Source organism: Aliiroseovarius sp. M344, from assembly GCF_025140835.1.
Taxonomy (GTDB): Bacteria; Pseudomonadota; Alphaproteobacteria; order Rhodobacterales; family Rhodobacteraceae; genus Aliiroseovarius.
Genome location: NZ_CP081153.1, coordinates 2342980 through 2356446 on the forward strand (window position 1 = coordinate 2342980; position 13467 = coordinate 2356446).

General features: G+C 59.2%; 17 protein-coding genes and 1 tRNA gene. 7 read left to right on the forward strand and 11 right to left on the reverse strand.

The features are described 5' to 3' along the window. The first annotated feature begins 117 nt into the window (after positions 1–117). From K3556_RS11420 to hisH, 3 genes are all read left to right on the forward strand, one after another. On the forward strand, positions 118–834 hold the full coding sequence (locus K3556_RS11420; protein ID WP_260516907.1) for a hypothetical protein: 717 nt from the start codon (positions 118–120) through the stop codon (positions 832–834). Positions 835–925: 91 nt separating this feature from the next. After that, positions 926–1513 carry an imidazoleglycerol-phosphate dehydratase HisB gene (gene hisB / locus K3556_RS11425; protein WP_260516908.1) on the forward strand — a complete coding sequence of 196 codons (588 nt, stop codon included), beginning with the start codon at positions 926–928 and terminating at the stop codon, positions 1511–1513. A 24-nt stretch (positions 1514–1537) separates the two neighbouring features. Then, positions 1538–2176, forward strand: coding sequence for an imidazole glycerol phosphate synthase subunit HisH (gene hisH, locus K3556_RS11430; RefSeq protein WP_260516909.1), 639 nt, complete (start codon positions 1538–1540; stop codon positions 2174–2176). A gap of 45 nt (positions 2177–2221) precedes the next feature. Here hisH and K3556_RS11435 read toward each other — a convergent pair whose 3' ends face one another. Further along, positions 2222–2605, reverse strand: coding sequence for a DUF2147 domain-containing protein (locus K3556_RS11435; RefSeq protein WP_260516910.1), 384 nt, complete (start codon positions 2603–2605; stop codon positions 2222–2224). 143 nt (positions 2606–2748) lie between these two features. On the opposite strand from K3556_RS11435, the gene hisA reads away from it, so the two are divergent. Beyond that, entirely contained in the window at positions 2749–3465 is a 717-nt protein-coding gene (gene hisA / locus K3556_RS11440; RefSeq protein ID WP_260516911.1) for a 1-(5-phosphoribosyl)-5-[(5-phosphoribosylamino)methylideneamino]imidazole-4-carboxamide isomerase, read from the forward strand. Here the strand turns inward: hisA and K3556_RS11445 are convergent. Further along, the gene (locus K3556_RS11445; RefSeq protein WP_260516912.1) at positions 3462–3905 is read right to left on the reverse strand and encodes a DUF302 domain-containing protein; all 444 of its coding nucleotides are present in this window, start codon (positions 3903–3905) and stop codon (positions 3462–3464) included. The genes hisA and K3556_RS11445 overlap by 4 nt on opposite strands. Positions 3906–4006: 101 nt before the next feature. Between K3556_RS11445 and hisF the strand changes: the two genes are divergently transcribed. Together hisF and K3556_RS11455 are read left to right on the forward strand one after the other, a co-directional pair. Next, complete coding sequence (hisF, locus tag K3556_RS11450; protein ID WP_260516913.1) at positions 4007–4786, forward strand: imidazole glycerol phosphate synthase subunit HisF; 780 nt, start codon at positions 4007–4009, stop codon at positions 4784–4786. Next, positions 4783–5097, forward strand: coding sequence for a phosphoribosyl-ATP diphosphatase (locus K3556_RS11455; protein WP_260516914.1), 315 nt, complete (start codon positions 4783–4785; stop codon positions 5095–5097). The genes hisF and K3556_RS11455 overlap by 4 nt, the downstream gene beginning before the upstream one ends. A gap of 195 nt (positions 5098–5292) precedes the next feature. Here the strand turns inward: K3556_RS11455 and K3556_RS11460 are convergent, their stop codons facing one another. From K3556_RS11460 to rlmB, 3 genes are all read right to left on the reverse strand, one after another. Further along, a complete protein-coding gene (locus tag K3556_RS11460; protein ID WP_260516915.1) occupies positions 5293–5745 on the reverse strand; it encodes a CoA-binding protein in 453 nt (150 codons plus the stop codon). Between the two features lie 216 nt (positions 5746–5961). Beyond that, positions 5962–6402, reverse strand: coding sequence for a YHS domain-containing (seleno)protein (locus K3556_RS11465; RefSeq protein WP_260516916.1), 441 nt, complete (start codon positions 6400–6402; stop codon positions 5962–5964). Positions 6403–6504: 102 nt separating this feature from the next. Further along, a complete protein-coding gene (gene rlmB, locus K3556_RS11470; RefSeq protein WP_260516917.1) occupies positions 6505–7290 on the reverse strand; it encodes a 23S rRNA (guanosine(2251)-2'-O)-methyltransferase RlmB in 786 nt (261 codons plus the stop codon). Positions 7291–7436: 146 nt separating this feature from the next. Here rlmB and K3556_RS11475 point away from each other — a divergent pair. Further along, positions 7437–7520, forward strand: a tRNA-Tyr gene (locus K3556_RS11475). A gap of 37 nt (positions 7521–7557) precedes the next feature. Here K3556_RS11475 and K3556_RS11480 read toward each other — a convergent pair. From K3556_RS11480 to hpaE, 6 genes are all read right to left on the reverse strand, one after another. Beyond that, positions 7558–8196: an aminotransferase class IV family protein gene (locus K3556_RS11480; protein ID WP_260516918.1), complete on the reverse strand. Its 639-nt coding sequence runs from the start codon at positions 8194–8196 to the stop codon at positions 7558–7560. Next, positions 8151–9275 (reverse strand): aminodeoxychorismate synthase component I, encoded by a 1125-nt coding sequence (locus K3556_RS11485; protein WP_260516919.1) that lies wholly within the window; start codon positions 9273–9275, stop codon positions 8151–8153. Before K3556_RS11485 ends, K3556_RS11480 begins: the two co-directional genes overlap by 46 nt. A 104-nt stretch (positions 9276–9379) precedes the next feature. Beyond that, the gene (gene hpaH, locus K3556_RS11490; protein ID WP_260516920.1) at positions 9380–10183 is read right to left on the reverse strand and encodes a 2-oxo-hept-4-ene-1,7-dioate hydratase; all 804 of its coding nucleotides are present in this window, start codon (positions 10181–10183) and stop codon (positions 9380–9382) included. Next, a complete protein-coding gene (locus tag K3556_RS11495) occupies positions 10180–11034 on the reverse strand; it encodes a fumarylacetoacetate hydrolase family protein (protein ID WP_260516921.1) in 855 nt (284 codons plus the stop codon). The genes hpaH and K3556_RS11495 overlap by 4 nt, the downstream gene beginning before the upstream one ends. Before the next feature lie 11 nt (positions 11035–11045). Next, positions 11046–11888, reverse strand: coding sequence for a 3,4-dihydroxyphenylacetate 2,3-dioxygenase (hpaD, locus tag K3556_RS11500; protein ID WP_260516922.1), 843 nt, complete (start codon positions 11886–11888; stop codon positions 11046–11048). 65 nt (positions 11889–11953) lie between these two features. Continuing rightward, positions 11954–13462, reverse strand: a complete 1509-nt coding sequence (gene hpaE / locus K3556_RS11505; RefSeq protein WP_260516923.1) for a 5-carboxymethyl-2-hydroxymuconate semialdehyde dehydrogenase — start codon at positions 13460–13462, stop codon at positions 11954–11956. Between the last annotated feature and the right edge of the window lie 5 nt (positions 13463–13467).

Below are 13467 nucleotides of genomic sequence, written 5' to 3' on the forward strand. Positions count from 1 at the left end.
GAATGCACATATTTTTGCCATATTTCCCGAATATCGCCGATCTTCGCGAATCGTTTAGAGAAAAGATTCCCGTATAGGTTAAGATTCCCAAGAACAAAGCATCCATGGGAGTTCCAGATGACCATTCACGACACATTTACAGGCGCACAATTCGTGACCGCGATCCTCGATATGGCCAGTGAGCACGGCATGGTGATCGAGATGGGGTCGGATTTTGACCTTTACGAAAGCTATATCAACTCACACCGCACGCATCAGCCGCTGGGTCTGCCGTTTGATCCAAAACTCCATGACATGAACGAAGACAGTGGCTTCTGGATTGTTGGCTGGAACGAAAGTGGCGAACTGGTTCACACACAGGCAATGCGTCTTTTTAATCTCGGTGGTTTGGCGTTGTCTGATTATCTGGGTCAACGCTTTGTCGACTTCCCGCCAACTGGTCTTGATCTGGATTTGGAGCGCAGCCACTACCAACCCGGTCCGGGGGCCAAACGCATCAGCGGCAGAGCCTGCTATCACGGCGAATTGTGGGTGAAGGGCGATGACCGTTATCGCGGCACCGGATTGCCGGGTTTGCTAGCCCGATTTGCGTTGGCCACGTGCGTGCTGCGGTGGTCGCCCGATCACATTTTCGGCTTCATGCCCGAACGCTATGCCTTTCGCGGGCTGGCAGAACGGGAAGGCTACATGCACACCGATCCGGGCGCGTTGGCTTGGTACCCCAAGGGCAGCACTACGCCGCTGAAAGGGTTCATGACCTATATGGGCCGCGATGATCTGAGCCATATGATCTCGCTCTGCCCGCGAGAGTTCATGCTGTCACAGGCCGCGTGATTGTCACACCCCGGACTGGGACGGCATTTGCTGTCTTTCCCGCGCCGCCCTGCCCCCCTATAAGGGGCGCAGACAGAAGAAGGACGACCCGATGCGGCGCGCAAAGATCACCCGCAAGACAGCGGAAACCGAGATTTCGGTCGAGATCAATCTCGACGGTACCGGCACATATGACAATCAAACTGGCGTTGGTTTTTTTGACCACATGCTGGATCAGCTGTCGCGCCACTCGCTGATCGACATGACCGTGCGGGCCAAGGGCGATTTACACATCGACGACCACCACACCGTCGAAGACACTGGTATCGCGCTGGGGCAAGCCCTGACCGAAGCTCTTGGCGACAAGAAGGGCATCCGACGCTATGGCGAATGTCACCTGCCAATGGATGACGCCCAAGTGCGGGCCGCGCTGGACCTATCGGGGCGCTCGTATCTGGTGTGGAACATGGACTTCGCCGCCCCTAAGATCGGCACGTTTGACACAGAGCTTGTGCGCGAGTTCTTTCAGGCGCTAGCGACCCATGGCGGCATCACCTTGCATGTTGACCAGTTGCACGGCTTCAACGCCCACCACGTGGCCGAGGCAGGCTTCAAGGCTGTCGCCCGCGCGCTGCGTTTGGCTGTAGAAACTGATCCGCGCAAAGCGGACGCCATCCCTTCGACCAAGGGCGCATTATAACGCCCATCGCACCCGGAGACTGACATGCTGACCGTGATCATCGACTATGACAGCGGCAACCTGCACTCGGCCGAAAAAGCGTTCCAGCGCATGGCGGCCGAGACGGATGCGGGCGCGGTGATCGTCACCACAAAACCCGAGGATGTGGCGCGCGCTGACCGGATCGTGCTGCCCGGCGACGGCGCTTTTCCGGCCTGTCGCCAGCAGCTATCGGATCATCGCGGTATTTATGAAGCGCTGGAAGAAGCCGTGATCCAACAAGCGCGCCCTTTCATGGGCATCTGCGTCGGCATGCAGATGCTGGCCACAATGAGCCACGAATATCAGGACACCGATGGGTTTGACTGGATCCATGGTCATGTGCGCAAGATCGCGCCCTCCGACCCGGCACTGAAGGTGCCGCATATGGGCTGGAACGATCTGGTCATCGATACACGACACCCAGTTTTGGACGGCGTCAAAACCGGTGATCACGCCTATTTCGTGCATTCCTATCATTTCGTGGTCGATGCTGCCGAAGACCGGCTGGCCCATTGCGACTATGCCGGAGACATCACCGCGATCGTTGGCCGTGACAACCTGATCGGCATGCAGTTCCACCCGGAAAAAAGCCAGGCGGCGGGGCTTCGGATGATCGCCAACTTCCTCAACTGGGCGCCATAAAAAAAGGGCGCCAAACCGGCGCCCTTTCGATCATCGCTGATACGCTTACTGCACGCGCGACCAGGTTTGTTTCTTGCAGAACACCGCAACGCAGCCTTCGACTTTCAAAGTGCTGCCCGAGAGGGTCATTTTTGACTTGAAGACCTTACCGGTTGAGGGCTGCCAGATTTTTCCGTTCTTATACTTGCCGCCGCCTTCGGCCTGCATATCCCACACCAGCTTTTTGCCAATATTATCCGATTTGATCGGCCCATCGGCGTTGAAGGCTTTCGAAATCACGCCACAGATTGCAGGTCCACATTTCGACATCGTGACATGGGCATAGGCCCCGTCGTCCACTTGTGTTTTCCAGACCCCTTCCACAGCATCCGCAAAAGCCGGGGCTGCCATACCAAAACTCAGCGCAAGCGCCATTACCATACGTTTCATTCAATCCTCCCTGAATTTGGAGTTATCCTGACCCTGAGAATTCGCTTAAGGCAAGTGTGACGTGACGGGAGGAGCGGCTTGGCATTCCCCCCGGTCCATGCAAAAAGCATCCGGAATGCCATACTAAAGTCCCGGAGGCCGCCATGATCCTTTACCCTGCCATCGACCTGAAAGATGGCCAATGCGTGCGTCTTTTGCGGGGCGAGATGGAAGCAGCCACGGTGTTCAATGACGACCCTGCCGCTCAGGCGCGGGCATTTCAGGATGCGGGTTGCGAATGGATCCATTTGGTTGACCTAAACGGCGCTTTTGCCGGCGAGCCTGTGAACGGGGCCGCGGTCGAAGCCATCCTTTCCGCCATCGACGTCCCCGCCCAGCTGGGCGGCGGCATCCGCGACATGGCGACCATCGAAGGCTGGATCGAAAAGGGCCTGTCGCGCGTCATCCTCGGCACAGTGGCCGTAGAAAACCCCGATCTGGTCCGCGAAGCCGCGCGGGCCTTCCCCGGCAAGGTTGCTGTGGGCATTGATGCGCGCAATGGCCGTGTCGCCACCAAAGGCTGGGCCGAGGAAACCGGCGTGATGGTCACCGATCTTGCCAAATCGTTCGAGGACGCCGGCGTCGCCGCGATTATCTATACGGATATCAACCGAGACGGCGCGATGCAGGGGCCCAATGTGGAGGCCACTGCCGATCTGGCCCGCGCAGTCTCGATCCCGGTGATCGCCAGCGGTGGAGTCAGCTCCATGGACGACCTGATTGCCCTGCGCGACTGCGGTGTAGCCTTGAATGGTGCCATCTCGGGCCGCGCGCTATATGATGGCGCTATTGATCTGAAGAAGGCGCTGGCGGCGCTTTAACCCCCCGCAGCGGCGGCAGTCAGCTTTTCCAAAGCCCCAGTCATCATACCGACATAGGGCGCGTCACCCGAAATGCCGAGATCCCCCAACATGTCAGCGGGCGCTTCAAAGGCGAGCCACACCGCGCCATCGCTGTCCTCATAGACCAGCACCCGAAGCGGCAGCATGAGACCAGCTAGGGGTGCCGCCTGCATTGCGGGTGTACCAAGCTTGGGGTTTCCAAAGACCAGAAGCTGTGAGGCACCTAACTCCATATCCACTGACGCCGCGCCACCTGCGTGATCGACACGGGCGAAAACGGTTGCGCCAGCGTTTCCGACGGCCGCCTCCAAAGCGTCCATCGTTTTCGCGACAGTGCCAGAAGAAGGGACTTTCATGATCTCTGCCATCGCAGGCAGAGCAACCATCGATACAAGCGTCGCAAGAGTGAACTTCATCATGGGGCAATTCCTTTAATTCAGGTACGAATGCGACAATGCTCTGGCCAGTTCGGGGTTGAGCCAATAAAACAAACTGTGATCAGCCAAGGACCGCGCAGAAAATGCTGAAGACTCGTATCATTCCCTGCCTCGATGTGGCCGAGGGCCGCACCGTGAAGGGCGTCAATTTCGTCGATCTGATCGACGCCGGCGACCCGGTGGAACAGGCGCGCGCCTATGACGCCGCCGGGGCAGATGAATTGTGCTTTCTCGATATCAAAGCCACGCATGAAAATCGCGGCACCATGTTTGACCTCGCCACCCGCACAGCCGAACAGTGCTTCATGCCGCTGACCATTGGCGGCGGCGTGCGCAGCCCCGAAGATGTGCGCGACCTGCTGCTCGCGGGTGCGGACAAGGTCAGCTTCAATTCTGCCGCCGTGGCCGACCCGGACGTGATCGCGCGATCTGCGGACCGCTTTGGCAGTCAGTGCATCGTGGTGGCGATCGACGCCAAGACCGTTGCGCCCGGCAAATGGGGCATCTTCACACATGGGGGCCGCAAAGCCGCCGTAGACGAAAATGGTGATCCGATCGACGCAGTCGAATTCGCCAAATTGATGGAAGCCAAGGGTGCAGGAGAAATCCTGTTGACCTCGATGGATCGCGACGGCACCCGCGCCGGCTTCAACCTACCGCTGACCCGCGCCATCTCGGACGCCGTACATGTGCCGGTGATCGCATCGGGTGGCGTGGGCAATCTGGATCACCTCGTGGAAGGCGTGACCAAAGGCGGCGCTTCCGCTGTGCTGGCGGCTTCAATCTTTCACTTCGGCGACTACACAATTCGCGAAGCCAAAGAACATATGGCCGCCGCAGGCATTCCAATGAGGCTTACATGAGCATTCTCGACCAACTCGCCACCACCATCGAAGCGCGCAAAGGCGCAGATCCCGATACGTCATGGACCGCCAAACTCCTGTCCAAAGGGCCAGAAAAATGCGCCGAGAAGTTCGGTGAAGAGGCCGTCGAAGCGATCATCGCCGCTGTCAAAAACGACCGGCACAATCTTACCGCCGAGGCCGCCGACGTGCTCTACCACTTGCTGGTCATGCTCGCCGCCCTTGATATTCCACTGACCGACGTACTTACTGAACTGGAACGCCGTGAAGGTACCTCCGGCATCGCGGAAAAGGCCGCCCGCACCGACTGACACCCCTTCTTCTGGCCAAAGTATCCCGGGGTGAGCGGCAGCGCCGCGAGGGGCAGCGCCCCTCAGGCTCACAACGTGAGCCCTAAATCGTTTCGAGAAAAACCTGCGACACCGGTTTTTGGCGAAATGCGCGATACGATGAAATGTTGAGCGGCGTTTCGAATGAACCCTGTCTCAGGTTTAATTCGAAACGCTTTAGCCCACCAATTCGCTCAGCGCTGCGTCCCCGAACAAACGCGGATACTCGATCTTCGGACAACGGTTTTCGATCACGTTGATCCCTTTGGCCTCTGCCTTGGCGCGCGCCGCGGCGTTCTCGACGCCCAGTTGCATCCACACCGTTTTCAGGTCCGGCAGGGCCTCCAGCGCGGCGTCGACAATGGGTTCGACGCCATCAGATCGGCGAAACAGGTCAATCATGTCTGTCTCGGGCGGCAGATCACGAACTGTTGCGACGACAGTCTCGCCAAACATCTCTTTGCCTGCTAGCCCCGGGTTTACACCGATCACCCGATATCCCTTGCGCGACAGAAATCCGGCCACCGCATGGCTGGCGCGTGCAGGATTATTGGACAGCCCAACAAGCCCAATCACGCGCGTCGAGGTCAGAATGGCTTTCAGACGGTTGTCAGTATCATTTTGTGTCATGCGCGACAGATAAGCCCACACTTGGCCCATTCCAATCCCCGAACAGAAAAATGCGCCCGAAACCAAAAGGCCGGGCGCAAGTTGGTGGAACGAGGGACAGTGATATGAGAAGCCGGGCGTTCCACAGCCCGCTCTCGTATCTCAGATATGGGCAAATTCGCAGTTGGGAAGGTGTTGTAAAGCAGATGTGAACTGGGCGTGAAAACCACCGCCGCGCTAGCTGCTGAGTACTCCGGGCCAGAACGTGTCTGCTTTGGCAATATGGCCGGGAATTTCCGCCAGCCACAGTTTGCGCGCCTGCAAGCTGAAGTTCAGGTAGAGTTTGCCCTCATGGATCGTCCACGCCTTTGGCACTGTTGGGGCAATTTGCCCTTTGCTCATCGCATAGGCGCAATAGCCACCGTATTGCGGTGAATACCGCATCGGATCGTCGGCAAACATCGCGCGATGTTCCTCGTTGGCAAACAGGACCGTGACGCCATTGTGATCATAGGCAAAGTCTTGGCGGCCCGGCACAGGTCCGTCGGTCGTGAAATAGGCGACGGGATCATGGCCGTCCCAGGCCACGCCCTCCTCAATATATACGGCCGACGCTGCGGCCCGCGCGCGGGACGTGCCGAAAATGGCAACAACCGGCGCAGCAAGCAGCCCCGACATTATCAATCGTCGTGAAATTCTTTTCGTGGTCACGTGGCACCCCTCCACACCCTATCTGACCATTGTTTGAAGAAAAAAGCACCCCCGCTCAAGTGGAAGTGATCACCGGGACGCGCGTGTGCGATAAAGCGCCACTGCGGCAGCGTTTGAAACATTCAGTGATCCAAACCCACGTGCAAACGGTATTTTGACCAGTTGATCGCAGGTTTCCTTCGTCTTTTCGCGCAAGCCCGGTCCTTCTGCGCCCAGAACAAGCGCCACGGGACGTTCCGGTCGCGCATCCAGCGCGGTCTCCAGCGTCTCAACCGCCTCGCCATCCAGTCCCAGTATGACAAACCCCATTTCGCGCAGCTCGATCATCGTATCGGCCAGGTTGCGAATGCGCAGATAAGGCTGACGCTCCAATGCGCCCGACGCGGTTTTGGCCAGCGCGCCGGTTTCCGGCGCTGACCCGCGGGCGGTGCCGATGACAGCACTTGCGCCGAACACTTCGGCAGAGCGCAGGATCGCGCCCACATTGTGTGGGTCTGTGACACGGTCCAGCAGTACCACGATCGGCAAGCCGCCCTCGCCGCCCATCACGCGCTCGGCAAAATTGCCCCATGCCAGCGGTTTGACCTCCAGTGCCGCACCCTGATGTACCGAATTGGGATCAAGGGGCGCTGGAAATTTTCGCGCGTCCGCCATCTCGGGCTCCATACCCGAAAATTCAATGGCTTCGGCCAGCTTGTCGGCTGCGTTTTTCGTGACGATCAGGCGCAGCCGTTCCCGGTCCGGGTTCATCAAGGCATCGCGCACAGCATGCAGCCCAAACAGCCAAACTGTTTCCGCCGCCGCATCGCGCCGCGACATTTCCTTTTTGACCACCCATTTTGGCTTTTTCGTCATGCCGTTTGCCCTTCATTTCGCAAGGCCCGGACAATGCGTCGATTGCAGCGGCGAGACAAGGGCATCTGGTCGATTTTTCGTATTGACCCTTTGGCGCGGGCGGGCTACTCAGCCCCACGTTCGGCGCAACGCGCGCGGGACGTAGTGGGCGACAGGCCGCAAGGTGTGGCAGGGGACTGTAACTCCCTCGCGGAGACGCACGCCTGGTTCGATTCCAGGGTCGCCCACCACTTTCCCTTCTGACAGACCTAAACTGCGACGCAGGTGTTACGCCAATCGCGCCCGCACCAGCCCTCGCAATGAATTCCCGACAAAGATCGCCCGTGCTCTAACAAGGCGGTCGGCTGGGATGGTCTGCTCGACCACATCGCCCTGATCCAGCATCTCCTCTCTCAGCACGCCCGGCAACAGACCCGTGGTGAGCGGAGGCGTAACCAGACCCTGCCCGAAATCGGCAAAGATGTTGGTGATCGTGCCTTCGCACAGCTCGTTGCGTTCATTCAGGAAAAGAACTTCGTCGATGCCCTTGGGAAGCGCGGCGCGCGTCTTGTCATAAAGCGCTCTGCGAGTGGATTTTATCGAAAGCCATGGGTCGGTTGAGCTGAGTTTCTCTGGCGACACCCGCACGGACCAGACTGTGTCACGGGGCAGTGGTTGATATGGGGCAGAGGTCAGATCAAGCCGCCCATGGCGATCCATCGTGAGCCGCATCCGCGTTGCACATTCAGCCGAAAACCCGTCCAGCAGCAGTGTTGGATCGGACCAAGCGAAGCCGAGCCGCGCAGCTGACCGCGCCAGCCGCGCTACGTGACGACCCCGGCGGATTACCCCGTCTTCGGGCGTCCAAAGGAACGTCTCGATCAGTCGGATTTCGTCATCAATTGCGTCGCGAAACGCGCTTTCCATAAAGCTTCCTCGTATTCTGACGCGGCGGTGCTGTCATAGACCAAGCCGCCGCCCACGTTCAGTGTGACCGCGCCATCCTCGACCATCAAAGTGCGGATCGCCACATTGAAGTCGGATCGGCCATCCGGGGCCGCCCAACCGATGGTGCCGCAGTAAATCTCGCGGGGGCTATCCTCGAGTTCCGCAATGATTTCCATCGCGCGCAGCTTTGGCGCCCCGGTGATTGAGCCGCAGGGAAACAAAGCGCGAAAAATGTCACTCAGACCCGTGCCCTGCCGCATCTGACCCCTCACAAGCGAGACCATTTGATGTACGGTTTCATAGGTTTCTACGGTGAACAACTCTGGTACACAGACACTACCCGCCTGACAAATGCGCGAGATGTCGTTGCGCAGAAGGTCGACGATCATCAAGTTTTCAGCCAGATTTTTTTCGTCATTGCGCAGGAAATGCACCCGGTGGGCATCCTCGACCGCGTCGGCGCTGCGCGGTTGGGTGCCTTTCATCGGGCGTGTCTCTATCTGACCTGTGGTGGTGGTGCGAAAGAACAGCTCAGGCGAGCGGGACAGGATGGTGGGCAAGCCGTCGGCTTCAAGCAAGACGCCGTGGCCTACGATTTGTGCATCTGCCAAAGCCGCATAGATCGCTTGCGGTTGACCCGACGCCGTGCCGCATATCGGAAAGGTCAAGTTCACCTGATAAGTGTCGCCCGCGCACACATAATCATGCACGCACTTAAACGCCTGCAGATACCGCGCGTCCGACCAACCGGGTTGCAGATCGACCAGCCGCGCAGGTCCGGCCGCAACAGCTTGTGCCCTGCTTGGCCCGTCATAAACTCCGAACTGTAATAGTGGCAATCGGCGGCAGCTCGGCATCAAAGGGGTCAATCGCGGCTCCAGCGCGTAACCCAACTCGTAACTTGCGAAACCCGCAACCCACGCCCCTTGCGCGCGGGCGTCATCCAGGTCCGCCAACGCACGCGCAACATCGCGCGGTCCCTGCGCCACGATCAGCCGCTGCGGCGAGTCGAATTGGCAGGGCATCTCATCAGGCCCATGATCAAAGCGCAATTTCACGGGTGTTTCTCCGGTAGCATCCGCCCGACCTATCTTGCCAGATGTTGCTTTGCGCTACCAGAAGCGCCAACACCGCGCGCAAATGCGGCGTGAGGGCGCGAAGGCTAGGCGTCGAAGTGGATATCTACTGCGCCAAAAGCACCAAAATCCGCGTGGATGTCCGTGCCGGGTGGGCACTCGACCGGGCGGATGAAACTGCCGGACAATATGATCTGCCGCGGTTCAATGCTCTGCCCATATTGTGCCATGCGACGGGCCAGCCAGACCACGCTATCAATGGGATCGTTGAGCACCCCTGCCCCAAGCCCGGTTTCCTCGATCTCGCCATTGCGAAAGGTCAGCGCGCCCACCCAACGCAAATCAAAGGCATCGACTGCATGTCGTTCAGCCCCCAACACCACACCGGCATTGGCCGCATTATCGCTGATCGTATCAAAGACGGTGCGGGCTTTGCCGGTCGCCGCGTCCACACGTTGAATGCGGGTGTCGAGGATCTCGAGCGACGGCGCGACATAGTCGGTGGCCGCAATCACATCGTCGCGTGTGGCCTCTGCCCCGCCCAGCGGAGACTTCATGACGAAGGCGATCTCCGCTTCGATGCGCGGCTGGATGAACCGACGGGCAGGCACGGTTCCTCCGGTCTCAAACAGCATGTCATCAAACAGGATGCCGCTGTCCGGGATGTCGATGTTCAACGCGTATTGCATCGCTTTTGAGGTAAGGCCGATCTTCCAGCCGATCACATCCCGGCCCTCGGCCAGTTTCTGTTGATAGATGGCATTCTGCACGGCATAGGCATCGTCCATCCCCATCTCAGGGTGGCGCAGGGTCAGCAGACCAATTTGCCGACCGGTGCGTTCAGCGGCCAGCAGTTCAGCGGCTGCAGCGGCGTGTTCGTCGGGGGTCATACCACCTCGTCCTCGACCGTGTTGCGCAGGGTGCCGATGCCCTCGACCGAGACTTCGACCACGTCGCCGGGCTTCAGATAGCGCGGCGGATCGAACCGGGCCCCGGCCCCGGTGGGCGTGCCGGTGACGATAATATCGCCGGGCTGAAGCGTCATGAAGGTCGAGATATAGGCGATCTCCTCGCGGATCGGGAACATCATGCGGTCCAGCGTGTCGTCTTGGCGAAGCTCTCCGTTCACATGGGTCTGAATGCGCGCGTCATCCAACTGGGCGGCATCAGTGAATGGGACAAGCCACGGCCCAATCGAGCCAGAGCGGTCCCAGTTCTTGCCCTGTGTGACGTTGAATTTCGCATGACGCACCCAATCGCGGATTGTGCCCTCGTTGCACAAGGTCAGAGCGGCGATGTGATCATAGGCGGCCTCTGCCGTGATCCGCCGGCCCGCTTTGCCGATCACAATCGCCACCTCGCCTTCATAATCCAGCGTGTGGTTTTCCGGTGGGCGGATCAGCGGGCGATCATGCCCGGTAAAGCCACTGGCAAAACGCGGGAACAGCGACATGTATTTGGGCTGCGCGCTGCCATCTTTGTATTCCGCATTGCGGTCGGGAAAGTTCACCCCAACGCACAGGATGCGCGGCGCGTTGGGCATCACCATGTCAAAGGTGAAATCGGTGTGCGTAACGGTTTTGCCCGTGGCGGCGACGATTAGGTCATCCAGCCCGCCCGCAGCAATCACATCGTAAAGGGTCGGCCACTGCGGGAAACCTTGGGACAGGGCCACAGCGCCCGCATCAGTGATAGCGCCATAGTACGAGACGCCATCGGCGGTGAAACTGGCAATACGCATTTTTGATCCTGTCAGACTGAGAAACTGATATTGGCTTGTCCGGTGCCGGAGCTGCCGAAATACGGGGTGTAAATGTCAATCTCGCCGTCATAATCCTTCCAGCCCAGCGCTCCGAACAGAAGGGCGGTGTCATTCATCGCGCATTCCCCGGTGCATTTGACGGCATAGTCCGGCAACAGATCGAGGAATTCACCCCACCGACCGCCTGCCCACAGCTCCAACACGCGCATGTCCATCTGGCGGTTGAATTCACCGTTGACCGAGTTCAGCCCATCGACCGAGCGTTCGTTCGGGGTGAAATCGTGGCTCAGAGACCCGGAGGCGAAGATCGCAACTTTTCTGTCCGACCGGCGGATACCTTCGGCAATAGCCGCGCCCCAACGACGGTTTTCTTCGATGGATGAAAACTGGTTCACGGCCACAGGCAACACGCGCGCGTTCACGCCTTCGTTGATGAAGTGCATGGGCAATAGCGTGCCGTATTCCATCCCCAGATCAGGCTGCGCATGCCCCATGGCCCGCTCGCCCCGTTCTTCCAGAACCGACAAGATTGACGCTGCCAGCTCGCTGTCGCCCTGATAGTCAAATTCCATATCTGCCAGCATATGAGGCAGCTCGTGGCTGATGAACCGGCCCTTATGGTGCGGTTTTGCATTCAGGTGGAACCCTTGGTTGGTGATCCAGTGGGTATCGAAGATGACGAACGTATCCACACCACGATCAATCGCGTCCTGTCGCAGCTTCGCATAGCCATCAATAGCGGGCTGCCGGATGCCTTTGTATTTCTCCATCGTGTGCGACATCCAGATGCTGGGCACATGAGTGATCTTTGCGGCTTGAACGATTTGTCCCATTTGGGTCTCCTCCGTATCGGCGGGGTACGCGGCGGCACGTTAACATGGTCGGTCGCGGGCTGGTATCAGGCACCCAGTCGCATGATCTTGTGATCACCAGTAGCAAAGCCGATATGCTTTTGCTCCATGTAGAATTCGAACGACCAGTCACCGCCATCGCGCCCGATGCCCGAGGCTTTGACACCACCAAACGGCGTCGGCAGGTGGCGGACATTTTCCGAGTTCACCCAAATCATGCCCGCTTCCAGCTTGTCGGTGAAGCGCAGCGCGCGCGTCAGGTCATTGGTCCAGACATAACCGGTCAGGCCATATTCCGTGTCGTTGGCCATGGCGAGCGCTTCTTCCTCGGTCGAAAACGGGATAGAGGTCAGGACCGGTCCGAAAATCTCTTCGCGCGCGATGCGCATGTCGTTGGTGGCGTTGGTAAACAGTGTGGGGCGCACGAAGTAGCCGTCTTTGCGCACGGTCTCGCCGCCTGCTGCAACCGTGGCGCCATCTTGTCGCGCGATGTCAAAATAGGACGTGACCTTGTTGAAATGATCCTCGGTCACCAGCGGGCCGATCTCGGTGACGGGATCCAGCGGGTGGCCCACTTTGATGTTGTTCACGCGTTGGGTCAGACGGGCTTCGAACTCTTCGCGTATGGTATCCTGCACGAACAGGCGCGAGGACGACGTGCAGCGTTCGCCGTTGATCGAATAAATCATGAAGATCACCGCATCCAGCGCCCGTTCCAGATCGGCGTCATCAAAGACAATCACCGGGTTTTTTCCGCCCAGTTCTAGGTGATTGCGTTTCAGCGTATCGGCGCCTTGTTTGGTGATCAGCGACCCGGTGCGGCTTTCACCGACAAAGGCAATGGCCCGGATCAAGGGGTGTTCACACAGCGCTTTGCCCGCGTCTTCGCCAAATCCGTTCACGGTGTTCAGAACGCCGGCGGGAAGCCCTGCCTCTTCGGCGATCTCGACCAGCAGGCGCGCGGATAATGGCGAGGCCTCGGCCGGTTTGTGCACGACAGTGCAGCCCGCCGCCAGCGCAGGCGCGATCTTCCAGGTCGACAGCATGAAGGGCGTGTTCCATGGCGTGATCACTCCAACCGGGCCAATCGGCACGCGGGTGGTGACATTCATCAACGTTGGCGATTTCAGGTGCTGCCCATCGCGGGACTGCACGATCTGATCGGCAAAATAGCGAAAATTCTCTGCCCCGCGCAAAGCCGCTTTGGACATGAACCGAATGGTCTGGCCGGTGTCCCAGCATTCGCACAAGGCGATTTCTTCGGCCCGCGCCTCGATCGCTTCGGCCACATTGATCAGGATCTTGCGCCGCTCGGCGGCGGCCATATCGCGCCAATCGGCAAAGGCCGCATGGGCTGCCTGTGCGGCCGCATCGATATCCGCAGCCGTGCCATGCGCCACGTCGCAGATCAGGCTTTTGTCGACCGGGGACTGCGTAGTGAACGTCCCGCCCGCGCCCGCACGGTCAACACCGCCGATTCGGTTCTGGATCCCACCTTGGCGAAATCGCGAAAGATACCCGTCGCGCTTCTTGAGATTCTCGTCTAGTGCGGCCATGTCGC